At 72.4% G+C, this 23,368-nt stretch carries 19 protein-coding genes; 9 read left to right on the forward strand and 10 right to left on the reverse strand.

The window, feature by feature from the left end; all coding sequences use genetic code 11:
* Nucleotides 1-12: 12 nt before the first annotated feature.
* Entirely contained in the window at nt 13-1,482 is a 1,470-nt protein-coding gene (locus ABD954_RS23400) for an MFS transporter (RefSeq protein ID WP_345488520.1), read from the reverse strand.
* Nucleotides 1,483-1,534: 52 nt separating this feature from the next.
* Here ABD954_RS23400 and dusB point away from each other — a divergent pair, with 52 nt between their 5' ends.
* The 3 genes from dusB to ABD954_RS23415 all read left to right on the forward strand — a co-directional run bounded on the left by dusB (nt 1,535) and on the right by ABD954_RS23415 (nt 7,320).
* Nucleotides 1,535-2,671: a tRNA dihydrouridine synthase DusB gene (dusB, locus tag ABD954_RS23405; RefSeq protein WP_345488522.1), complete on the forward strand. Its 1,137-nt coding sequence runs from the start codon at nt 1,535-1,537 to the stop codon at nt 2,669-2,671.
* 356 nt (nt 2,672-3,027) lie between these two features.
* Nucleotides 3,028-5,739, forward strand: a complete 2,712-nt coding sequence (gene ppdK / locus ABD954_RS23410) for a pyruvate, phosphate dikinase (protein ID WP_345488524.1) — start codon at nt 3,028-3,030, stop codon at nt 5,737-5,739.
* A gap of 522 nt (nt 5,740-6,261) precedes the next feature.
* Complete coding sequence (locus ABD954_RS23415) at nt 6,262-7,320, forward strand: ArsR/SmtB family transcription factor (RefSeq protein ID WP_345488526.1); 1,059 nt, start codon at nt 6,262-6,264, stop codon at nt 7,318-7,320.
* Here the strand turns inward: ABD954_RS23415 and ABD954_RS23420 are convergent.
* The gene (locus ABD954_RS23420) at nt 7,290-8,447 is read right to left on the reverse strand and encodes an alkaline phosphatase PhoX (RefSeq protein ID WP_345488527.1); all 1,158 of its coding nucleotides are present in this window, start codon (nt 8,445-8,447) and stop codon (nt 7,290-7,292) included. The two genes, ABD954_RS23415 and ABD954_RS23420, sit on opposite strands and share 31 nt — an antisense overlap.
* A gap of 357 nt (nt 8,448-8,804) precedes the next feature.
* On the opposite strand from ABD954_RS23420, the gene ABD954_RS23425 reads away from it, so the two are divergent.
* Both ABD954_RS23425 and ABD954_RS23430 read left to right on the forward strand, forming a co-directional pair.
* Complete coding sequence (locus tag ABD954_RS23425) at nt 8,805-9,269, forward strand: group III truncated hemoglobin (RefSeq protein WP_345488529.1); 465 nt, start codon at nt 8,805-8,807, stop codon at nt 9,267-9,269.
* A gap of 122 nt (nt 9,270-9,391) precedes the next feature.
* Complete coding sequence (locus tag ABD954_RS23430) at nt 9,392-9,838, forward strand: VOC family protein (RefSeq protein WP_345488531.1); 447 nt, start codon at nt 9,392-9,394, stop codon at nt 9,836-9,838.
* A gap of 16 nt (nt 9,839-9,854) precedes the next feature.
* Here ABD954_RS23430 and ABD954_RS23435 read toward each other — a convergent pair whose 3' ends face one another.
* The 5 genes from ABD954_RS23435 to ABD954_RS23455 all read right to left on the reverse strand — a co-directional run bounded on the left by ABD954_RS23435 (nt 9,855) and on the right by ABD954_RS23455 (nt 15,525).
* Complete coding sequence (locus ABD954_RS23435; RefSeq protein WP_345488533.1) at nt 9,855-10,616, reverse strand: SDR family NAD(P)-dependent oxidoreductase; 762 nt, start codon at nt 10,614-10,616, stop codon at nt 9,855-9,857.
* Between the two features lie 111 nt (nt 10,617-10,727).
* A complete protein-coding gene (locus ABD954_RS23440; RefSeq protein ID WP_345488535.1) occupies nt 10,728-11,312 on the reverse strand; it encodes a TetR/AcrR family transcriptional regulator in 585 nt (194 codons plus the stop codon).
* 130 nt (nt 11,313-11,442) lie between these two features.
* Complete coding sequence (gene nirD / locus ABD954_RS23445; protein ID WP_345488537.1) at nt 11,443-11,772, reverse strand: nitrite reductase small subunit NirD; 330 nt, start codon at nt 11,770-11,772, stop codon at nt 11,443-11,445.
* On the reverse strand, nt 11,769-14,333 hold the full coding sequence (gene nirB, locus ABD954_RS23450; protein ID WP_345488539.1) for a nitrite reductase large subunit NirB: 2,565 nt from the start codon (nt 14,331-14,333) through the stop codon (nt 11,769-11,771). The genes nirD and nirB overlap by 4 nt, the downstream gene beginning before the upstream one ends.
* Before the next feature lies 1 nt (nt 14,334).
* Nucleotides 14,335-15,525 carry an NAD(P)/FAD-dependent oxidoreductase gene (locus ABD954_RS23455; RefSeq protein WP_345488541.1) on the reverse strand — a complete coding sequence of 397 codons (1,191 nt, stop codon included), beginning with the start codon at nt 15,523-15,525 and terminating at the stop codon, nt 14,335-14,337.
* A gap of 358 nt (nt 15,526-15,883) precedes the next feature.
* Between ABD954_RS23455 and ABD954_RS23460 the strand changes: the two genes are divergently transcribed.
* Entirely contained in the window at nt 15,884-16,672 is a 789-nt protein-coding gene (locus ABD954_RS23460; protein WP_345488543.1) for a sulfite exporter TauE/SafE family protein, read from the forward strand.
* 22 nt (nt 16,673-16,694) lie between these two features.
* Here the strand turns inward: ABD954_RS23460 and ABD954_RS23465 are convergent, their stop codons facing one another.
* The 3 genes from ABD954_RS23465 to ABD954_RS23475 all read right to left on the reverse strand — a co-directional run bounded on the left by ABD954_RS23465 (nt 16,695) and on the right by ABD954_RS23475 (nt 19,018).
* A complete protein-coding gene (locus ABD954_RS23465) occupies nt 16,695-17,315 on the reverse strand; it encodes a class F sortase (RefSeq protein WP_345488545.1) in 621 nt (206 codons plus the stop codon).
* Nucleotides 17,316-17,397: 82 nt separating this feature from the next.
* A complete protein-coding gene (locus ABD954_RS23470; RefSeq protein ID WP_345488547.1) occupies nt 17,398-17,949 on the reverse strand; it encodes a hypothetical protein in 552 nt (183 codons plus the stop codon).
* A gap of 259 nt (nt 17,950-18,208) precedes the next feature.
* Nucleotides 18,209-19,018: an aminotransferase class IV gene (locus ABD954_RS23475; protein WP_345488549.1), complete on the reverse strand. Its 810-nt coding sequence runs from the start codon at nt 19,016-19,018 to the stop codon at nt 18,209-18,211.
* A 68-nt stretch (nt 19,019-19,086) separates the two neighbouring features.
* On the opposite strand from ABD954_RS23475, the gene ABD954_RS23480 reads away from it, so the two are divergent.
* From ABD954_RS23480 to ABD954_RS23490, 3 genes are read left to right on the forward strand one after another with little or no spacing between them, the layout of a single operon-like run.
* On the forward strand, nt 19,087-19,686 hold the full coding sequence (locus ABD954_RS23480) for an NADPH-dependent FMN reductase (protein ID WP_345488550.1): 600 nt from the start codon (nt 19,087-19,089) through the stop codon (nt 19,684-19,686).
* 15 nt (nt 19,687-19,701) lie between these two features.
* Complete coding sequence (locus tag ABD954_RS23485) at nt 19,702-21,486, forward strand: ABC transporter ATP-binding protein (protein WP_345488552.1); 1,785 nt, start codon at nt 19,702-19,704, stop codon at nt 21,484-21,486.
* The gene (locus tag ABD954_RS23490) at nt 21,483-23,363 is read left to right on the forward strand and encodes an ABC transporter ATP-binding protein (RefSeq protein WP_345488554.1); all 1,881 of its coding nucleotides are present in this window, start codon (nt 21,483-21,485) and stop codon (nt 23,361-23,363) included. Before ABD954_RS23485 ends, ABD954_RS23490 begins: the two co-directional genes overlap by 4 nt.
* Nucleotides 23,364-23,368 lie beyond the last annotated feature (5 nt).

Here is a 23,368-nt window from a genome sequence, read left to right on the forward strand (position 1 = left end):
TGCGTGCCGGCCTCAGGCCGAGGACGCCCTGGCCGTCGCGTGAGCGCCGCCGCACTCCGCCTCCAGGCGCCGGGCCGTCCGCTCTGCCGTGCCGCGCGCCCACGCACCGCTGGTCAGCGCCCCGGCGAGCAGCACGGCGAGCCCGCAGCCCGTGACGATCCAGTACACCGGCTTGCTCGCCTCCACGAAGCCCTCCATGGAGTACGTCGTCGCGGAGGCGAGGCCCGTGGTCAGGACCGCGCCCGCCACCGCGACCCCGAGGGTCTGGCCGATCTGGCGGCTGGTCGAGGCGACCGCCGCCGCCACCCCGGCCTGCGCGCGGGGCATGCCCGAGACGGCCGTGTTGGTGATCGGCGCGTTCACCAGGCCGAAGCCGATGCCGAACACCACGTAGCCGGTGAACAGCATCGGCGTGCTGGTCTCCGCGTGGAAGGCGGCGAACAGCAGTGCGCCCGCCGCCATCGCCGCGCCCGCGAGCACCAGCGAGGGCCGTGGGCCGCGCGCCCCGACCAGCCGGCCCGACAGCGGCGCGAAGACGAAGGTCATCGCCGCCATCGGCAGCATGAAGAGCCCCGCGTGCAGGGCGGACAGGCCGCGGACGTCCTGGAGGTAGAGGGTGTTCTGGAAGAGGAAGGCGCCGAGCGCGGAGAAGGCGCACACCGCGATCACCGTCGCCCCGCTGAACGGGGCGCTGCGGAAGAAGCGCAGATCGATCAGCGGCTCGCGGCGCCTCGGCTCGTACAGCAGCAGTCCGACCAGGGCGAGGCCCGCGAGCCCGGCGAACGGGGCGCTGGTCTCGATGATCGCGTACGTGAGGGAGCCGAGCAGCACCGTGACCAGGACCTGGCCGACCGGGTCGGGGCGGCGGGGGCGGGGCGCGCGGGACTCGGGGACGTAGCGGAAGGTCAGCAGCAGGGCGGCCAGACCGATCGGCAGGTTCACCCAGAAGATCGCCCGCCAGCCGACCGACTGGACGAGCAGTCCGCCCACCAGCGGGCCCGTCGCCATGGAGACGCCGACGACCGCGCCCCAGGCGCCGATGGCACGCGCGCGTGCGGCCGGTTCCGTGAAGGTGTTGGTGATGATCGACATGGCGACCGGGTTGAGCATCGAGCCGCCCACCGCCTGCACCATCCGGAAGGCGACCAGGGCCTCCAGGCTGGGCGCGAGGGAGCACAGGAGCGAGCCGACGACGAAGAGCACGAGCCCGGTGACGAAGACCTTGCGGCGGCCGATCCGGTCGGCGGTGGAGCCCGAGAGCATGAGCAGCGAGGCGAGCACCAGGGTGTAGGCGTCGATCGTCCACTGCAGGCCGGACACGGAGGCGTGCAGCTCGCGCTGGAGGGAGGGCAGGGCGACGTTGAGCGCGGTGTTGTCCAGGCTGACGATCAGCAGGCTCATGCAGCAGACGGCCAGGACGACGCGTTGTCGGCGGGGGCTGGGCGGCTGCGCGGCGGGCTCGGACTGCGGGGGACCGGGCATGTGCGGATCGTACGGCTGTCTCACGACGTGCGCAGTACGGGACAATGGGCCCATGACCGCGTTCACTCCTCTTGCCATCGGGCCGCACGTCGTGCAGCCGCCGGTGGTGCTCGCGCCCATGGCCGGCATCACCAACGCCCCGTTCCGCACCCTCTGCCGTGAGTTCTCCGGCGGCAAGGGCCTGTTCGTGAGCGAGATGATCACGACGCGGGCGCTGGTCGAGCGCAACGAGAAGACCATGCAGCTCATCCGCTTCGACGAGACCGAGAAGCCGCGGTCCATCCAGCTGTACGGGGTGGACCCGGTGACCGTCGGCAAGGCCGTGCGGATGATCGTGGACGAGGACCTGGCCGATCACATCGACCTGAACTTCGGCTGCCCGGTCCCCAAGGTGACGCGCAAGGGCGGCGGCTCGGCCCTCCCGTACAAGCGGCCGCTGCTGCGGGCGATCCTGCACGAGGCCGTGACGAACGCGGGCGACCTGCCGGTCACGATGAAGATGCGCAAGGGCATCGACGACGACCACATCACGTATCTGGACGCCGGCCGGATCGCCGTCGAGGAGGGCGTCACGGCCATCGCGCTGCACGGCCGGACGGCGGCCCAGCACTACGGCGGCACGGCGGACTGGGACGCCATCGCCCGTCTGAAGGAGCACGTGCCGGAGATCCCGGTGCTCGGCAACGGCGACATCTGGTCGGCGGACGACGCGCTGCGGATGATGCGCGAGACGGGCTGTGACGGCGTGGTCGTGGGCCGCGGCTGTCTGGGCCGGCCGTGGCTCTTCGGTGACCTCGTGGCGGCCTTCGAGGGCACGGGCGAGTACGCGAAGCCCGAGCTGCGGACGGTCGCGGACACGATGGTGCGGCACGCGCGGCTGCTCGGTGAGTGGCTGGGCGACGAGTCGCGCGGTGTCATCGACTTCCGCAAGCACGTGGCCTGGTACCTGAAGGGCTTCTCGGTGGGCTCCGAGATGCGCAAGAAGCTCGCGATCACCTCGTCCCTGGACGAACTGCGCGCTCAGTTGAGCGAGCTGGACCTGGACCAGCCGTGGCCCGTGGGTGCGGACGGACCGCGCGGCCGTACGTCCGGAAACAACCGGGTCGTCCTGCCGGACGGCTGGTTGAAGGACCCGTACGACTGTGCCGGGATCAGCGAGGACGCGGAGCTGGACACGTCCGGCGGGTGAGATTCGGGCCCTTCCTGGCGAGTGATTCTCGCCACCCCTGATAGAGGGTGTGCTCAGATGAGCAGGTTACGGACCCGTCTCCCGCTTGAAGGGTGGCACTGGGTGCCACCCTTTTTGCGTTCAAGACTTGAACGCAGATGCCGCTTTAGGCGCTCAGGTGAGCGCGGAAGCCCTGCTTTGACTCAAACGCCCTTCGGGGTCTGAAAGCGGAAGCTACCGCTCAGTTACTTTCGATGCGCTGGCGGATGGGTGGTTAAGACCGGGTGACCGGTAGGCGTACCTCCCCAGAAGCCTTCGATCTGGGTATGTTCCTCGCCGTCAGGGCAGCCAACCGAGTCGTCGAGGAGTCGAGACCCGTGTCGGAAAACAATGATCAGAAGTTCGTGTACGACTTCACCGAGGGGAACAAGGACCTCAAGGACCTCCTCGGTGGCAAGGGCGCGAACCTGGCCGAGATGACCAACCTCGGTCTCCCGGTTCCTCCCGGCTTCACGATCACGACCGAGGCGTGCAAGACCTACCTCGAAAGCGGCTCCGAGCCGGCCGAGCTCCGCGACGAGGTCAGCGCGCACCTCGACGCGCTCGAGCGGAAGATGGGCAAGAAGCTCGGCCAGGCCGACAACCCGCTGCTCGTCTCCGTCCGCTCCGGCGCCAAGTTCTCGATGCCCGGCATGATGGACACCGTCCTCAACATCGGCCTCTCCGACGCCTCCGTCGCGGGCCTCGCCGCCCAGGCCGACAACGAGCGCTTCGCCTGGGACTCGTACCGCCGCCTCATCCAGATGTTCGGCAAGACCGTCCTCGGCGTCGACGGCGAGCTCTTCGAGGACGCCCTCGACGAGGCCAAGGCCGCCAAGAAGGTCGCCAGCGACACCGACCTGGACGCCGCCGACCTGAAGAAGCTCGTCGCCACGTTCAAGGAGATCGTCAAGGCCGCCACCGGCCGCGACTTCCCGCAGGACCCGCGCGAGCAGATGGACCTGGCCATCAAGGCCGTCTTCGACTCCTGGAACGGCGACCGCGCGAAGCTCTACCGCCGCCAGGAGCGCATCCCGCACGACCTCGGCACCGCCGTCAACGTCTGCTCCATGGTCTTCGGCAACCTCGGCCCGGACTCCGGCACCGGCGTCGCCTTCACCCGCGACCCCGCCTCCGGCCACCAGGGCGTCTACGGCGACTACCTGCAGAACGCGCAGGGCGAGGACGTCGTCGCCGGCATCCGCAACACCGTGCCGCTCGCCGAGCTGGAGTCGATCGACAAGAAGTCGTACGACCAGCTCATGCAGATCATGGAGACCCTCGAGACGCACTACAAGGACCTGTGCGACATCGAGTTCACCATCGAGCGCGGCCAGCTCTGGATGCTCCAGACCCGCGTCGGCAAGCGCACCGCCGGTGCCGCCTTCCGCATCGCCACCCAGCTCGTGGACCAGGGCCTCATCGACGAGGCCGAGGCGCTGCAGCGCGTCAACGGCGCCCAGCTCGCCCAGCTGATGTTCCCCAAGTTCGACGAGAACGCCAAGGTCGAGCAGATCGGCCGCGGCATCGCCGCCTCGCCGGGCGCCGCCGTCGGCAAGGCCGTCTTCGACTCGTACACGGCCGTCAAGTGGTCCCGCTCCGGCGAGAAGGTCATCCTCATCCGCCGCGAGACCAACCCGGACGACCTGGACGGCATGATCGCCGCCGAGGGCATCCTCACCTCCCGCGGCGGCAAGACCTCGCACGCCGCCGTCGTCGCCCGCGGCATGGGCAAGACCTGTGTCTGCGGCGCCGAGGAGCTCGAGGTCGACACCAAGCGCCGCCGCATGACCACCACCTCCGGCGTGGTCGTCGAGGAGGGCGACGTCGTCTCCATCGACGGCTCCACCGGCAAGGTCTACCTCGGTGAGGTACCCGTCGTACCGTCCCCGGTCGTCGAGTACTTCGAGGGCCGCATGCACGCCGGCGCCGACGACGCCGACGAGCTGGTCCAGGCCGTCCACCGGATCATGGCCTACGCCGACCGCGTCCGCCGCCTGCGGGTGCGCGCCAACGCCGACAACGCCGAGGACGCCTCGCGCGCCCGCCGCTTCGGCGCCCAGGGCATCGGCCTGTGCCGCACCGAGCACATGTTCCTCGGTGAGCGCCGCCAGTACGTCGAGCGCCTCATCCTCGCCGACACCGACGAGGAGCGCGAGGCGTCGCTGAAGGCCCTCCTGCCGCTGCAGAAGCAGGACTTCGTCGAGCTCTTCGAGGCGATGGACGGCCTGCCCGTCACCGTCCGCCTGCTCGACCCGCCGCTGCACGAGTTCCTGCCCGACATCACCGAGCTTTCGGTGCGCGTCGCCCTCGCCGAGGCCCGCAAGGAGCCGCACGAGAACGACCTGCGCCTGCTCCAGGCCGTGCACCGGCTGCACGAGCAGAACCCGATGCTGGGTCTGCGCGGCGTCCGCCTCGGCCTGGTCATCCCCGGCCTGTTCACCATGCAGGTCCGCGCCATCGCCGAGGCCGCCGCCCAGCGCATCGACGCCAAGGGCGACCCGCGCGCCGAGATCATGATCCCGCTCGTCGGCACCGTCCAGGAGCTGGAGCTGGTCCGCGAGGAGGCCGAGCAGGTCATCGCCGAGGTCCAGGCGCAGACCGGCGTGGAGCTGAAGCTCGCGCTCGGCACCATGATCGAGCTGCCGCGCGCCGCGGTGACCGCCGGTCAGATCGCCGAGGCCGCCGAGTTCTTCTCCTTCGGCACCAACGACCTCACCCAGACGGTCTGGGGCTTCTCCCGGGACGACGTGGAGGCCAGCTTCTTCACCGCGTACCTGGAGAAGGGCATCTTCGGCGTCAGCCCCTTCGAGACCATCGACAAGGACGGTGTGGGCGCCCTGGTCCGCAGCGCCGTCCAGGCCGGCCGCGCCACCCGCCCCGACATCAAGCTCGGCGTCTGCGGCGAGCACGGCGGCGACCCGGAGTCGGTGCACTTCTTCCACGAGGTGGGTCTCGACTACGTCTCCTGCTCGCCGTTCCGGATCCCGGTGGCGCGTCTGGAGGCCGGCCGTGCCGCGGCCGAGTCGAAGGGCAGCGACAGCCGCTGAACCCCGGTTCAGTAGCAAAGACCCCGGAGCCGCCGTTCGTCCCCGACCCTCAAACCGATGGGCGGCGGCTCCGGTCTCCATGAGAGACGGGGCGGACACCTTGTGCGGAGGTGTCCGCCCCGTCGTATTTCGTCCCGGTGCGGTTGTTGCATGATCGTTGGGGAAATGTGAGTTCCTGTTCAACTCCATGCGGGTCCCGCATTGAATTATTCGGTGTTGAACTTTCGCAAAGAATGGAGCGGGCGCGACCCCCGGATCCCCACCCGGAGGCCGCGCCCATTACCCTCGTCGGGCGGGTGAGCCGCAACCTCGCCGACCGCCGCCGGACGCGACAAAGCCCCCCACGGTCTTCGCCGCGTCACCTCGGTCCTGAAGGTTTCCCGTCCGACACCGCACAGCTTTTCGGTTCTCGGCCGTTCGCCGCGATGCCTTTCAAGTGTGGCTGAAACACCCTGGTAACGTGCAGTGATGCTGTGCATACTCGTCGTCGGGGGTGGTTGCGAGTGCACAGGTGGGGGTTCCATGCTGCGGATTCATTTCACCGGAAACGACTTGGCGGGCGTACGGATGGCCGCCCGTCCGGATGTTCTATGGGAAACGATCCTCAGTTTCCACCGTTTAAGAGACCGGCGCGGCTCGACGGTGTACGGGGAATGGCGGTCCGAGGCGCGTATACGCCTGGGCTCTGAGACCCGGCTGCTCGCCGCGCTCGTGCCGGGCCGCGGCTATTTCCCCGACTTCCTGACCCCGCCCCAGGGCATCCTCGGGCTCGACGAGGGTCTCGACGCGATCCGGGCCACCCCGCCCGGCCGGCTCCACACCGAGCTGGCCCTGATCGGCGCCGGCCGTCCGGGCCGGGCCGGCCGCCTGGCCGTCCCGCCCGCGCTGCGGGCCCTCGCCGACGGCGGCACCGAGCCCCTGGGCCGGCTCCTCGCGGCCCTGCGCAGCTACCACCGGGCCGCCGTGGAGCCGTACTGGAGCGACATCCAGGCCCGGGTGGAGGCCGACCGGGCCAAGCGCGGCCGGGCCCTGCTCGACGGGGGAGCGGACGAACTCCTGGCCTCCCTGCCGCCGATGCTCCGCTGGCGCAGCCCCGTCCTGGAGGCGGACTACCCGGTCGACCGGGAGCTGCACCTCGACGGGCGCGGGCTGCTGCTCCAGCCCTCGTACTTCTGCCGCGGCACCCCGGTCGTGCTGCGCGACCCTGAGCTGCCGCCGGTGCTCGTGTACCCGATCACCCACTGCGAGGCGCCGACCGTGCGGGCGCCGGGTCTGCCCTCGCTCGCCAAGCTGGTCGGGCACACCCGCTCCGCGGTCCTCAGCGCCATCGGCGACGGCGGCACCACGAGCGAACTGGCCCGCAGGGCGGGAGTGTCGGTCGCCTCCGCGAGCCAGCACGCGGGCGTGCTGCGCGAAGCCGGCCTGGTCGCCACGCTGCGGCACGGCAACGCGGTCCTGCACACCCTGACGCCGCTGGGCGCCGCACTCCTGGGAGGAGGCGGCGCCCACGACCGGGGGACCCGGTGCGACGCGAAGGGCTACGCGCGCAGTTACGCCCGGAACGGGCCCGTCACCTCGTAGGTGATGCCGCCGGAGGAGCTGCCGCTGGTGCCCCGCTGGCTGGAGAAGTACAGCCGCTTGCCGTCGGGGGAGAAGGCGGGCCCGCAGATCTCGGACGAGGACTGGCCGTTGATGCGCAGGAAGGGCGCCACGACGTCGTCCGGGGTGATGACGCAGATCTCCATGTTGCCGCCGTCCTCGGCGATGAAGAGGTCACCGGAGGACGAGCCGGTGATGTTGTCCACGCCGGTGAGCGGCGCGCCGCCGACCACCAGCGAGTCGTCGTAGGCGAGCTCGTACGTGCCGGCGGCGAGGTTGAGCTTCCAGACCCGGCCGTCGCCCTTGGTGGTGAACCAGACGGCGTCGTTGGCGTAGTGGCAGCCCTCGCCGCCGTTGAACACCTTGGCGCCGGAGACCTGGTAGCGGGTGGCGGTGGGGGAGCCGTCCGGGTCGGGCACGTTCTGCCAGGTGAAGGAGCCGGAGGTGGCGCTGCCCGCCACGAGGACCTGGAGGGTGCCGGAGGAGAGGTTGCCCCAGGTGCCGGGCACGAAGCGGTAGAAGCGGCCGTCCGACTTGTCCTCGGTCAGGTAGATCACCCGGCGCACCGGGTCCGCCGCCGCGGCCTCGTGGTTGAAGCGGCCCATCGCCGCCCGGCGGGTGGCGGGGTTCACGCCCCACGGGTCGGTCTCGTAGACGTAACCGGTGTCGACCTCCTCGCACGACAGCCAGGTGTTCCACGGGGTCTTGCCGCCCGCGCAGTTGCGGTTGGTGTTGGACAGGATGCGGTAGGCGGAGGTGACACCGCCCGAGGAGTTGAACTTGATCGCGCTCGCGCCGCCGGTGCTGGATATCTCCGAGTTGGACACGTAGATCCAGCCGGTTCCGTCGGCGTAGCAGGCGCCGCCGTCGGGGGCGCTGTGCCAGACGTACGAGGTGCCGGGAACGGTCTGGCCGGACCGGGCGATGACCCGGCTGGTGAAGCCGGCGGGCAGCTGGATGCCGTTGGCGTCCGCCGCGCCGAGCGCCCCGTACGGGCCCGCGCCGGGCTGGGCGGGGGCGGCGTAGGCCGCCCCGCGCATCAGCGTGTAGCCGAAGGCGGCGGCCGAGGTGCCCATGACCGCTCCACGCAGGAAACTGCGTCGCTCCACGTCTCACTCCTGTCGGGGGTGTGAATCGCCCCGCCGCGCCGGTCGGCGGCGGGGTCGCGCGCTTCCGGAAACTAGGAGTACGGAGTTGACTGTGCATCAACAAGCGGTGAAGGGGAAGCGGCGGGTACGGGGCGGTGTCAGGGACGTGGGCCGGCTTCCGCGGGGTGCGCGGCCCCGGACGCCCTCCCGGAGGGAGGCCGGACGCCGGCCTGGCGGGGGAGGCCGGACGCCGGCTTGGCGAGGGAGACCGCACACCCTCCTGACGGGGGAGGCCGGACGCCCGCCGAAGGCCCCGCTCTCCGGTACGGGACCCTCGGCACTGGACCCCGCGGGGGTGGGCGGGGCACCCTCGGGGGCATGTGCACCACCGGGCAGCTCCGTGACATCAGCGACCGCGGGGATCTCGACGTCCTGCTGCGCCGCTTCTACGCGGCGGCCTTCGCCGATCGCCTCATCGGGCCCTTCTTCACCGAGATCGCCGGTACCGACCTGGACGCGCACCTGCCGAGGATCACCGACTTCTGGGAACGGGCCCTCCTCCGCACCGCCGACTACCGGCACGACGCCTTCGCGCCGCACGCCGCCCTGCACTCCTCTCGGGCCCTGACCGCCGCCCACTTCGGGCGGTGGGTGCAGCTGTGGCGGGCCGCCGTCGACGGCCTCCACCGGGGGCCGGTGGCCGAGCGGGCCGCCGCACAGGGCGAGCGGATCGCCCTCGCCATGCTCAGGCGGCTGCACGGCCGCGACGCGGTCACCGACGGCCCACGGGGGGCGGGCGGTTTCGTGCCGCTGGCGGCGCTCGCGCTGCGGTGTGCCGCCTGAGGAGAAAGAATTTCGCGGAGAACGGCGAACGGGCGATGAGTTCCGGGGGGCCCGCCCGTCTTACCTCTCGAAAGCGCCGACACGGCGATGCCGAGCCGGCTCCGACGGAAGAGAGAGACACCATGAGCCCCCAGATGATCTTCGTGAACCTGCCGGTGAAGGACCTGGACGCGAGCAAGGCCTTCTACGAGCAGCTGGGTTACTCGATCAACCCGCAGTTCACCGACGAGACCGCCTCCTGTGTGGTCATCAGCGACACGATCTTCGTGATGCTGCTCACCGAGGAGAAGTTCCGGAGCTTCACCGCGCCGGGCAAGGAGATCTCCGACGCGGCCAAGAGCACCGAGGTGCTGATCTCGCTGAACGCCGAGAGCCGGGAGAAGGCCGACGAGCTGGCGGACAGGGCGCTGGCCGCCGGTGGCAGCCCGGCCAAGGAGCCGATGGACCTCGGCTTCATGTACGGGCGTTCCTTCGCCGACCCGGACGGCCACCACTGGGAGGTCTTCTGGATGGACCCCGCGGCCGTCGCCGACGGCGGCGAGGGTGCGCAGGGCGGCGAGCCGGCCTGAGGCCCCGGCAGCGACATCAGGCCGAGGCGCCGCCGTCGATCACCAGATCCGTGCCGACGGCGGAGCCGGCCCCGTCCGAGGCGAGGTAGAGGACGGCGGCCGCCACCTCGTCCGCGGTGGAGACCCGCCCGAGCGGGGACTGCTCCTTCATCCGCAGGTCGCGATCGGCCTCGCTCTCGCCCGGCAGCAGCGACATGGCCGACTCGGAGGGGCCGGGGCTCACCGCGTTGATCCGGATCCCGTCGGCCACGTGATCGAGGGCCGCCGCGCGCGTGATCGCCGAGACCGCCGCCTTGGAGACCTGGTAGCCGAAGACGCCGGGGATGCGGACGTGAGCGCCCAGGTTGGACGAGATGTTGACGATCGCCCCGCCGCCGTGGCCGCGCATGTGGGCGATCTCCGCCTGGAGCGCGTGCAGGACGCCGGTGACGTTGATGTCGAGCAGGGTGTGCCAGTCCTCCAGCGGGAAGTCGGCGGCGCTGTGGCCGCCGCGGAAGACCCCGGCGTTGTTGACGGCCACGTCGAGGCTGCCGAAGGCCGCCACGGTCTCCCGTACCAGCCGGTGCATGTCCTCGGCGCGGGCGACGTCGGCGGTGAAGGCCCGGGCGGTGCCGCCCGCGGCCTCGATCAGCGCCACCGTCTCGTCGAGCGGGGCCGCCCCGCGGCCGGCGACGGCGACCCGGGCTCCCTCGGCGGCGAAGGCGAGCGCGATGGCCCGGCCGAGGCCGCGGCCCGCGCCGGTGACGAGCACGGTGCGGTCGGTGAAACGGTGCGACATGTCGACTCCCTGAGGGATCGTGGCGGTCGTTACTTGACCGAACGTTCTGTTATGAATACCTAAAAAAAGGGGACGCCCCAAGGCGCCCCGGCGGCGGCCCGCCGCCCGGCGTCAGTCGAGGAGGGCCAGCGCCTGCTCCGCCGCGTCGTGCACGCGGGCCGGGTCGCTGGACGCCTTGCCCACCACCCGCAGCCCCTGCAGCAGCACGAGCAGCATCCGGGCGAGCGCCCGCGGATCACGCTCCGCCGGCAGCTCGCCCTGGGCCCGGGCCCTGCTGAGCGCACTGTGCAGCAGGGTCTCGACGCTCTCCCAGCTGAGCTCCACCCGGCGCCTCACCTCGGCGTCGTGGGGTGCCAGCTCGGCCGCCGAGTTGGTGACGAAGCAGCCGATCTGGCGCTCCCCCTCGGTGGCCGCCTGTGCGGCGAACCGGCGCACCAGCGCCCGTACGGCCGGCAGGGCCGGGCCCGGGGCCGACAGCTCCGCCATGATCCGCGGATCGCGCGTCTCCAGGTAGCGCTCCAGGGCCTTCATGTACAGCTCGTGCTTGCTGCCGAAGGTCGCGTAGACGCTGGCCCGGCCGATGCCGAGGTGCTCGACGAGGTCCGCCATCGAGGTCGCCTCGTAGCCGCGCGCCCAGAAGAGCTCGAGAGCCGACTGGAGCGCGGCGTCCGGATCGAATTCCTTGGTCCTGGCCACGGGACGACCGTACGCCTTTCGATCACGTCTTTCAAGAACGAACGGTCAAGTAAAGCCTTTTCGGTCGGCGTCGGAGAGGGGCGGCGTCGGTGCGCCCTCCTGCCCTCCGCACCGCCGCGCCGCCGGCCCCTCAGACCGTCCGTACCGGATAGACCGTCACCGTCACCTCGTCGTCGTCCAGGCACCGCCCCGTCTCCAGGTCGAAGCGCTGCTTCAGCAGCGGCGACGCCACGAACGGCCGCCCCTCCGCCGAGCCGAGCAGCCCGCGGGAGAGCACCTGCGCGCCCGTGAACGGGTCGCGGTTGTCGATCGCGTACGTCCGTCCCGCCCGGTCCCGGAAGACCGCCGCCTGCCGGCCGTCCGGCAGCAGCGCCGCCATGCCCCGCCCCGGCGTCAGCCGGGACTCCTCGCAGACCGTCATCCAGGAGTCGTCGGAGGGGGAGAGTTCGAGCGTCGTCATCGGGAGGTGGCTCCTTCCAGGTGCGGGGTGTCCAGGGGCTTGGTGCCGATCGTGAGGATCGTCAGGTCCGGCTTGATCTGGTCGCGCTCCGGCACGAAGCGCACCGTCGGGTCCGGGGTCTCCGGCGCGTTCACGAAGGAGACGAAGCGCCGCAGCCGCTCGGGGTCGTCCAGGGTCTCGGCCCACTCGTCCCGGTAGCCGGCGACGTGCGCCGCCATCAGCGCCTCCAGCTCGTCGCACAGCCCGAGCGAGTCGTGCACCACCACGTCCCGCAGGTGGTCGAGCCCGCCCTCCAGGCGCTCCAGCCAGGTCGAGGTGCGCTCCAGACGGTCGGCGGTGCGGATGTAGAACATCAGGAACCGGTCGATCAGGCGGACGAGTTCGGCGTCCGACAGGTCCTGCGCCAGCAGGTCGGCGTGGCGCGGGGTCGCGCCGCCGTTTCCGCCCACGTACAGGTTCCAGCCGTTCGCCGTGGCGATCACGCCGAAGTCCTTCGACTGGGCCTCCGCGCACTCGCGGGCGCAGCCGGAGACCGCCGACTTCAGCTTGTGCGGGGCGCGCAGACCGCGGTAGCGCAGCTCCAGCAGGATCGCCATCTTCACGGAGTCCTGCACGCCGTAGCGGCACCAGGTCTGCCCCACGCAGGACTTCACCGTGCGCAGCGCCTTGCCGTAGGCGTGACCGGACTCGAAGCCGGCGTCGACGAGCCGGGTCCAGATCGCGGGGAGCTGGTCGACGCGGGCGCCGAAGAGGTCGATCCGCTGGCCGCCGGTGATCTTCGTGTAGAGGCCGAAGTCCCGGGCCACCTCGCCGATCACGATCAGCTTCTCGGGAGTGATCTCACCGCCGGGGATGCGCGGCACCACCGAATAGGAGCCGTTGCGCTGGAGGTTCGCCAGGTGGTGGTCGTTGGTGTCCTGGAGCGCGGCCTGCTCGCCGTCCAGGATGTAGCCGCCCGCGCCGATCACCGGGGCGAGGCTGGCCAGGATGGAGCCGACGGTCGGCTTGCAGACCTCGCAGCCCTCGCCGCCCTTCGCGCCGTCCCGGCCGTGCGAGTCGAGCAGTTCGGCGAAGGAGGTCACCCGCAGCGTGCGGGCGATCTCGTAGAGCTCGCTGCGGGTGTACGAGAAGCAGCCGCAGAGCCCTTTGCCGGCGGCCGCGGGCAGCAGCTTCTCGATCACCTTCACGCAGCTGCCGCAGCCGGTGCCGGCCTTGGTGCACTTCTTCACCTCGGGCAGCGAGGCGCACTGGGTGATGGCGTGCTTGGTGACGTTGTGGCAGGAGCAGATGACCGCGTCGTCCGGCAGTGCGGACGGGCCGAGCGCGACCGGCGCGCCCACCCCCGCCGGCAGCACCAGCTGCTCGGGCGAGACGGGCGGCTTGCTGCCCGTGAGCGGGCGCAGCATGCCGTACGACTCGGCGTCGCCGACCAGGACGCCGCCGAGGAGCCTGCCCTCGCGGTCGACGACCAGCTTCTTGTAGACACCGGAGCGCGAGTCGGAGTAGACGACGTCGAGGCAGCCCTCGGCGGTGCCGTGCGCGTCGCCGAAGGAGGCCACGTCGACGCCGAGGAGCTTGAGCTTGGTGGACATGTCCGCGCCGGTGAAGCCGTCGTCGGTCTCCTCCTCGGCGATCGCCTTCGCCGCCGTCTGCGCCATCTCGTAACCGGGTGCCACCAGTCCGTAGACCCGGCCGTCGGCCGCGAGCGCGCACTCGCCGATCGCGAACACCGCCGGGTCGGAGGTCCGGCACAGCTCGTCGACGGCGATGCCGCCGCGCTCGCCCACGTCCAGGCCGCAGTCGCGGGCCAGCTGGTCCCGGGGGCGGACGCCCGCCGAGAAGACGACCATGTCGGTGGCGAGTTCGGATCCGTCCGACAGCTTCATGCCGGTGACGGCGCCGTCGGCCGTCAGGACCTCCTGCGTGCCGGTGCCGGTGTGGACGGTCAGGCCCATCTGCTCGATCGTGCGCAGCAGGGCCGCGCCGCCGCCCTCGTCGACCTGCACCGGCATCAGCCGGGGCGCGAACTCCACGACGTGCGTGTCGAGTCCGAGCCCCTTGAGCGCACCGGCCGCCTCCAGGCCGAGCAGGCCGCCGCCGACGACCGCGCCGGTCGTCGCCGTCTTCGCGTACTCCTCGATGGCGAGCAGGTCCTCGATGGTGCGGTAGACGAAACAGCCGCGGGCGTCCTTGCCGGGCACGGGCGGCACGAAGGGGTAGGAGCCGGTGGCGAGCACGAGGGTGTCGTACGCGAAGAGGCGCCCGGACCGCGCGGTGACCGTGCGGGCCTCCCGGTCGATCGCGACGGCCGGGTCGTCGGTGTACAGCTCGATGCCGTGCCGCGCCATGAAGCCGTCCTCGACCATCGACAGGTCGTCGGGCGTGCGGCCGGAGAAGTACGAGGTCAGCTGGACGCGGTCGTAGGCGGGGCGGGGCTCCTCGCAGAGCACCACGACACGGGCGCGCTCGGTGACGCCGCGCTCCGCGAGCGCCTCCAGGAACCGCTGGCCGACCATTCCGTGGCCGACCAGGACGATGGTGGGGGTGGGCGCGGTCGTCATGTCAGGAGCCTCCGTCGTGGGTGAGCAGGTGAAGCAGGGGGGCGTCGGGCAGGGCCTCGTCGCCCTCCCAGGCCCGGGCGAGCGTCCCGACCGCGGCGAGGTCGCCGAACAGGACACCGCCGACGAGCCGGTCGCCGCGGACGACGACCTTCCGGTACGCCCGCCGGGTCGCGTCCGTCAGCTGGACGACGTCGTCCCCCGGAGCGGCGGTCGTCTCCCCGAACACGGCGAGGTCGAGCGACTCGGCGCCGGAGAGGGTGAGCCGGGTGAGGGCGCGGGTGCCGGTGTAGCGGGGTCCCGCGCCCGGGGCGGCCAGCACGTCCGCCAGGACGTCCGCCTGGTCGAGTGCGGGGCCCGCGAGCCCGTACACGCGGCCGTCGTGCTCCGCGCAGTCGCCGATGGCGTGGATGTACGGGTCGGAGGTGCGCAGCTCGTCGTCCACGACCACGCCCGTGCGGACGTCCAGACCGGCCTCGCGGGCCAGGGCCACGCGCGGGCGGACCCCGCAGGCCAGGACGACGACCTGGGCGTCCAGGACGAAGCCGTCGGCGAGTTCGACCGCGGTGACCGCGCCGCCCTCCTGCCGCAGCCCGCTCACCCGGCACTCGGTGTGCACCTCGACCCCGAGCGCCTCCATGTGGCTGCGCAGCAGGGCCGAGGAGTGCTCGTCGAGCTGGCGTTCCATCAGGCGCTCGCCCTGCTGGGTGAGCATCACCTCGGCGCCGAGCGCCGCGAGGGCCCGCGCCGCCGAGACGCCGAGCAGGCCGCCGCCGATCACGACCGCCCGCACGCCGGGGCGGACCAGGCCGCGCAGCGCGAGACAGTCGTCGAGGGTGCGGAACGGGTGCACCCCGGAGGGGAGCTCCGCGCCGCGCAGTCCCCGCAGCGGCGGCAGCACGGGCGCCGAACCGGTCGCCAGGACCAGCCGGTCGTACGGCACCAGGCTGCCGTCGGCGCACTCCACCGTGCGGGCCGCGCGGTCGATCCGCACCGCCCGCACGCCGAGCCGGGCCGGCTCCCGCGCCTCGGGCAGCGCGATCACCTCGGGGCCGTACCGCCCGGCGAGGACGTCCGCGAGCAGCAGCCTGTTGTACGGGGCGTGCGGCTCCTCGCCGAGCAGGGTGACCGGCAGGCGCTGGGCGAGCCGGGCGCCCGCCGTTCCGCCGCCGACCACCACGATCCGTGTACTCATACCGGGAAGCGTGCGCGGCGGGTGTTTCCCGACGACATCCCGGCTGTTTCCCGTACGGAACGCTGACCTCACCGCGCCCCGGGCGCACTGTGAGGGCCGGCCGGCGGTGAGGGCCCGCTCACGGGCGGGCCGGGGGCGTGCGGGGGCGGACTGCCCGGGGACCGCGCGTATACGGTCCGCCCGGCTGTCCGGCGCGGCCGGAGGGCCCGCTCACCGGTCCGGCTGCCCGGCGCGGACGGACCGCCCGGCGCTCACCGGTCCGGCTGCCCGGCGCTCACGGACGCCCCGACCTCAGAACCAGCTCAAGACTCCCGCGATCGATGGGTGACCCACCCATCGGCGCCCTAGGCTCCGGGACATGCCTGCTGACATATCCCTGACCACCCTGCTCCTGCTCTGTCTCGCGGCCCTGGTCGCCGGATGGATCGACGCCGTGGTGGGCGGCGGCGGGCTGCTCCTGCTGCCCGCGCTGCTGCTCGGGCTGCCGCACGTGCCGGCCGCGCAGATCCTCGGCACGAACAAGGCCGTGGCGATCGTCGGCACGGCCGGCGCGGCCGTCACCTACGTCCGCAAGGCGCCGGTCCGGGTCGGGACGGCGGTACGGATCGGGCTCGCGGCCCTGGCCGGGTCGATGGCCGGGGCCTTCTTCGCGGCCGGGATCAGCAGTGAGGTGCTGCGGCCGGTGATCATGGTGGTGCTGCTCGGGGTCGCCGCCTTCGTCATGTTCCGGCCGTCCTTCGGCACCCGGGCGGCAAACGAGGAGCGGCCGCCGCTCACCCGGGCCCGGATCGTGACCGCGATCGTGGTGGTCGGCGGCGGCATCGGCTTCTACGACGGGCTCTTCGGACCCGGCACCGGCACGTTCCTGGTGCTCGCCCTGACCGCGGTGCTGCACCTGGACCTGGTGACGGCCTCCGCCACCGCGAAGATCGTCAACGTCTGCACCAACGCGGGCGCGCTCGCGATGTTCGCCCACCAGGGGAACGTGCTGTGGCAGCTGGCCGCGGTCATGGCCGTGTTCAACCTGGCCGGCGGGATGCTCGGCGCGCGGATGGCGCTGCGCAAGGGCGCGGAGTTCGTCCGCGGGGTGCTGCTCGTGGTCGTCTTCTCGCTGGTGGCGAAGCTCGCCTTCGACCAGTGGGCGTAGCGCCACGACCGGGGCGCCCCGCTCAGCGCGCCCCGATGAGGTGGCCGAAGGCGACCACGTTGCCCTGGTAGCCGCCGCCCTTCTCGGAGAAGCCGCCGCCACAGGTGATCACCCGGATCTCGGCCCGGTCCGCCTCCCCGTACACCTTGGCGTCGGGGAACCGGTCCTTGTCGTAGACCTCGACCGCGTCGATCGTGAAGACGGCCGTGCGGCCGTCGCGCCGGTCCACCTCGATCCGGTGCCCCTTCTTCAGGGCGCCGAGCGCGTAGAAGACGGCGGGCCCCTCGGCGTTGTCGACATGGCCCGCGACGATCGCGGTCCCCTCCGCGCCGGGGCGGGTGCCGTCCTCGTACCAGCCCGCCAGGTTGCGGTTCTCGGCCGGCGGCACCTCCAGCGTGCCGTCGGCGGCGAGGCCGAGGCCCGTCAGGGGCGTGTCCACGTCGATCTCGGGGATGCGCAGCCGCACCGGGTCGGAGGGCGGGAGCGGGTCGGCGGCGGCGTCGGTGTGGACGCTCGGCCCGGCGGCGAAGGCCTGCGCGGCCGACGGCACCGGCGGGCTGACCTCGCCCGAGCCGTTCTGGATCATCCACAGGCCCGCACAGGCGGCCACGGCTATGCCCCAGCCCTTGCTCCTGTTGGTCATGCTGCTCTCCGGTACGGGTGTGGCCCTGCCCCCGCCGGGCCGTCAGCGGGCGCGCGGCGGGGGCAGGACGATGGCGGTACGGTCAGCCGTCCTGCGCGCCGCTCGCCCGGCGGCGCAGGAGCCAGGTACCGCCGACGGCAGCCGCGGCCAGCACCGCCGCACCCGCCGCGATCTGGGCGTGGTCGGGGCCGACGCTGCCGCCGACACCGGTGCGCACGTGCCCGCTGGGGTTCTTGTGCTTGACGACGAGCTCGCCGCGGGCCGTCTTGCCGTTGTCGCAGGCCACGCTGATCCAGTACGTCCCCGCCTTGGCGTGGTGCGGCACCGTGAACTGGCCGACCACGACCTCCTTGTGGGTGCTCGGGCCGAGCTGGAACTCGCCCGCGCCGAGCGCGTTCGCGTCGCCCACGCCGTGGCCGTGCTTGCCGCAGGCCAGGGTGTTCACCGTGACGATGGTGCCGGGGTCGGCGGGGGAGGGGAAGACCTCCAGGACCTCGGTCTTGCCGTCGTGCTTGCCCCCGCCGTCGTTGTCGCCTTTCGCGTACGCCAGGGGTGCGGCGAGGGCGCCGAGGGTGACGACCGTCAGCGCGGTACCGGTGAGCAGGGGGAGGAGGGGGACAGGGGTGCGGCGCATGTGGGGGCCTCCGTGGCGCGCGGACGGTCTTCCGGAAAGGGGCTTCCGTAGGACCGAGGTAAGCGCCCGGGCGCGCACCGCGCCTGCTGATGTCCCATCAGAATTGCTCCGTCCGGTGCGGCGCACCGCCGGGGCGGAAGGCGTTCACGCAGGTCGGAGCGGGTTTCCCGGCGTCAGCTGACGGTCCGTGCCGAACGGGTGACCGGTCGCCCGGCTGTGCGAACGGTCGGCTGCGTCGCGAGCGCGGTCCCGGGTGCCGTCAGGCACCCTCCACGGAGTCCCACGGCACGGCCTCGTAGGCCGCGTACACCCGGGCCATCAGCTCCTCGTCCACCGTGAGCACGGTGTCGTCGATCCGGGAGACGGGCGCGATGCCGCGCGAGTTCGTCACGAAGGCGGAGCGGAAACCGGGGACGTCGGCGAGCGTCACCCGGCGGGACACGGACGGCAGCCGGGGCGCGAGGAGCGCCATGGTGACGCCGGCGAGACACGGGGCCGACGGCCACACCACCGAGGTGCCGTCCCAGAAGGCGATGTTGGTGACCGCCCCCTCGGCGATCTCGGCGTCGGGGCCGCCGGTGAGCAGCGCCTCGTCGAAGCCCGCCCGGCGGGCCGCGTCGCCGTGGAAGGTCTGCCCGAAGCCGCCCAGGTGCTTCAGGTGCGCGGCCGGACGCCAGTACGCGACGGACTTCAGGGCCTGCGGCGTGCGGTCCACCGGGTAGGGGGCCCGCACCGTCACGACCGTCCGGGCGCCCTCGTACACGTACACCCGCGCGGAGGCGTCCCGCCGTCCCGCCGCCGCGAGCGCCCCGGCGAGCAGCGCGCGCACCCGGCCGCCGTCCAGGCCCCGGCCGAACAGTTCGCGGGTGGCCCGGTCGAGCCGGTCCAGGTGCGGTCCGAGCCCGCGCACCCCGCCGCCCCGCACCTGCATCGCCGTGAAGTGGCCGTAACCGCTCATCAGCGTCGCCAGGAGGTCCGGGTCCGCGGCCGGCTCGCCGTCGACCTCGATGTGCAGCGGGGGGAGTTCCCCGTCGGGCGTCGTGACGGGGGTGGCGGGAGGCGTCGTCATGGGGTCCACCGTATGCCCGGAGGTCCGGGCTTGACCTCAACCAAACTTGAGGTACCAGGATCCTCGGCATGGACATCACGAACTCCACCGCCACGCCCCTGCGCCTCGCCGTCATCGTCGCCAGCAACCGCGAAGGCCGCTTCGGCCACGTCGTCGCCGACTGGTTCACCGCCCGCACCGCCGAGCGCGACGACTTCACCACCCGGGTCGTCGACCTCGCCGACGTCGACCTGCCCACCGCCCTCTCCCACCGCCCCGACCCCGCCGTCCGTGCCGAACTCGACAAGGTCACCCCGGTCCTCGCCGACGCCGACGCCTTCGTCGTCCTCACCCCCGAGTACAACCACTCCTTCCCCGCCGCCCTCAAGTCCCTGATCGACTGGCACTTCACCGAATGGCAGGCCAAGCCCGTCGGCTTCGTCTCCTACGGCGGCATCTCCGGCGGCCTGCGCGCCGTCGAACACCTCCGGCAGGTCTACGCCGAGATGCACGCCGTCACCGTCCGCGACACCGTCTCCTTCCACCAGGTCCACGGCCGCTTCGACGAGGACGGCAACCCGAAGGACCCCACCGGCCCCGACGCCGCCGCCAAGACCATGCTCGACCAGCTCGCCTGGTGGGCCCGCGCCCTCAAGGACGCCAAGTCCGTCCGCCCCTACGCCGGTTGATCGGAGACCACCGCCATGCTGCTCCGCCTCGTCGCGGCGAGACTCGCCCCCCACCGGCCGTTACTCGCCCTCCTCGTCCTCCTCCAGCTCGCCCAGGCCCTCGCCTCCCTCGCCCTGCCCGCCCTCAACGCCGGCGTCATCGACGAAGGCGTCCTGCGCGGCGACACCGGACGCGTCCTGTCCGGCGGCGGCCTGATGCTCGCCGTCACCCTCCTCCAGGCCGCCGCCGCGGCCGCCGCCACCTACACCGGCGCCCGCATCGCCATGGGCATCGCCCGCGACCTGCGCTCCGAGACGTTCCGCCGCGTGCAGGACTTCTCCGCCCGCGAGACCGGCCGCTTCGGCACCGCCTCCCTCATCACCCGCACCACCAACGACATCCAGCAGATCCAGACCTTCACCGTCCTCGTCCTCACCATGCTCGTCGCCGCACCCCTGATGTGCCTCGGCGGCCTCGCCATGGCCGTCCGTCAGGACGTGCCCCTCTTCCTCGTCCTGCTGCTCTTCGTCCCCGTCATGACCGGCACCGTCGGCGCGATCGTGCTCCGCATGCGCCCCCTCTTCCGCGGCATGCAGCAGCGCGTCGACAAGGTCAACCGGCTGCTGCGCGAACAGATCACCGGCATCCGCGTGGTCCGCGCCTTCGTCCGCGACCGGCACGAACAGCGCCGCTTCGCCGGCGCCAACGACGAACTGCTCGCCGTCGGCCTGCGGGCCGGCCGCCTCCAGGCCGTCATGTTCCCGACCGTCCTGGTCGTCTGGGAGGCGACCACCGTCGGCATCCTCTGGATCGGCGCCCACCGCCTCGACTCCGGCGCCCTCCAGGCCGGCTCGCTCGTCGCCTTCCTCGGCTACCTGCTCCAGATCGGCATGTCCGTGATGATGGTCCTCTTCCTCCTCATGCACATGCCCCGCGCCGAGGTCAGCGCCGAACGCGTCCGCGAACTCCTCGACACCACCCCCTCCGTCACCCCGCCCGCCACCCCGCTCGCCCCGGCCGCCGACCCCGGCCGGCTCGACCTCACCGACGTCGGCTTCCGCTACCCCGGCGCCGAGGAACCCGTCCTCACCGACATCACCCTCACCGCCCGCCCCGGCCGCACCACCGCCGTCATCGGCTCCACCGGCAGCGGCAAGTCCACCCTCCTCGGCCTCGTCCCCCGGCTCCACGACACCACCACCGGCCGGGTCACCCTCGGCGGCACCGACGTCCGCGACCTCGACCCGGCCCTGCTCGCCCGCACCGTCGGACTCGTCCCCCAGAAGCCGTACCTCTTCTCCGGCACCGTCGCCGGCAACCTCCGCTACGGCCGCCCCGACGCCACCGACGACGAGCTGTGGCACGCCCTGGAGGTCGCCCAGGCCGCCGACTTCGTCCGCGCCCTGCCGAAGGGCCTCGACGCCCCCGTCACCCAGGGCGGCAGCAACCTCTCCGGCGGCCAGCGCCAGCGCCTCGCCATCGCCCGGGTCCTCGTCGCCCGGCCCCGTATCTACCTCTTCGACGACTCCTTCTCCGCCCTCGACAACACCACCGACGCCCGGCTGCGGGCCGCCCTGCGCGCAGAGACCGCCGACGCGACCGTCGTCATCGTCGCCCAGCGGGTCTCCACCATCCGCGACGCCGACCGGATCGTCGTCCTCGACCGGGGCCGGGTCGTCGGCACCGGCCGCCACGAGGACCTGCTCGCCGGCAACCCCACCTACCGGGAGATCGTCCGCTCCCAGCTCACCGAGGACACCGACCGCGCCGGGGAACGTGCCGACCGGCCCACCGCCCAGGACCAGGAGGCCGTCGCATGACCACCGCCGCACCCGTCCGGCCGCCGCAGCGGGACGAGGACCGCGCCCCCGCCCGCATCGGCCCCGCCGCCCCCCAGCGCGGCCCCGGCCTCGCCACCCCTGCCCTCGAACGCTCCCTCCACTTCCGCGCCTCCGGCCTGCGCCTGCTGCGCACCCTCGCCCCCGACCGCCCGCTGGTCCTCGCCGTCCTCGCCGCCGCGGCCCTCGCCGTCGCCCTCAGCGTCCTCTCCCCGAAGATCCTCGGGCACGCCACCGACCTCGTCGTCTCCGGCGCCGGGACCCCCGCCGGCGTCGACTTCACCGCCGTCGGCCGGGCCCTCGCCGCCTCCGCCGCCGTGGTCGCCGCGGCCGCCGTCCTCACCTGGGTCCAGCAGCGGCTCGCCACCACCGTCGTCCAGCGGGCCGGCCACCGGCTGCGGGCCCGCGCCCAGGCCAAGCTGTCCCGGCTGCCACTGCGCCACGTCGACCGCCAGTCCCGCGGCGAACTCCTCTCGCGCACCACCAACGACATCGACAACGTCGTCCAGACCCTCCAGCAGGCGTTCAGCCAGATGATCCGCGCCCTGCTCACCCTGGTCGGCGTGCTCGTGATGATGTTCTGGATCTCGCCGACGCTGGCCCTGATCGTGCTCGGCACCGTGCCCGTCTCCATCGGCGTCGCCGCGTACGTCGGCCGCCGCTCCCAGCCGCAGTTCGTCACCCAGTGGGCCGTCACCGGCCGCCTCAACGGCCACGTGGAGGAGATGATCACCGGCCATGCCGAGGTCGTCGCCTTCGGCCGCCGCGCCGAGGCCGTCCGCCGCTTCGACGAGCTCGGCGAGGAGCTCTACCGGGCGAGCTTCCGCGCCCAGTTCATCTCCGGCTTCATCCAGCCCGCCCTCACCCTCGTCGGCAACCTCACCTACGTGGTCGTCGCCGTCGCCGGCGGACTGCGGGTGGCGAGCGGCACCCTGACCGTCGGCGACGTACAGGCCTTCATCCAGTACTCGTACGAGTTCAACGGCCCCGTCACCCAGGTCGCCGCCATGGCCAACCTGCTCCAGTCCGGAGTCGCCTCCGCCGAACGGGTCTTCGCCCTCCTCGACGCCGAGGAGGAGACCCCCGACCCGGCCGCCCCCGAGCGCCCCGCACGACGCGAGGGCCGGGTGGCGCTGGAGGGGGTGTCGTTCCGTTACGAGGCGGACAAGCCGTTGATCGAGGGCCTGTCGCTGGCGGTGGAGCCGGGGCAGACGGTGGCGATCGTCGGTCCGACCGGTGCGGGCAAGACGACGCTGGTGAACCTGCTGATGCGGTTCTACGAGGTGACCGGGGGGCGGATCACCCTGGACGGGGTGGACATCGCGAGGATGTCGCGCGAGGAGCTGCGTTCCGGCATCGGCATGGTCCTTCAGGACACGTGGCTGTTCGGCGGCACGATCGCCGACAACATCGCCTACGGCGCCACGCGCGAGGTGACCCGCGCCGAGATCGAACAGGCGGCGAAGGCGGCCCACGCCGACCGGTTCGTCCGCACCCTCCCCGACGGCTACGACACCGTCCTCGACGAGGACGGCGGCGGCCTCAGCGCCGGGGAACGCCAACTCCTCACCCTGGCCCGCGCCTTCCTCGCCGAACCCGCCGTGCTCGTCCTCGACGAGGCCACCAGCTCCGTCGACACCCGCACCGAGGTCCTCATCCAGAAGGCGATGGCCCGCCTCGCCCACGGACGTACGTCGTTCGTCATCGCCCACCGGCTCTCCACCATCCGGGACGCCGACGTCATCCTGGTGATGGAGAACGGCTCGATCGTCGAACAGGGCACCCACGGGGAACTGCTCGCGACCGGCGGCGCCTACGCCCGGCTCCACGCGGCCCAGTTCGCCCGGGGAGCGGCGTAGCAGCG

The sequence above is a fragment of the Streptomyces roseoviridis genome (assembly GCF_039535235.1).
GTDB lineage: Bacteria > Actinomycetota > Actinomycetes > Streptomycetales > Streptomycetaceae > Streptomyces > Streptomyces roseoviridis.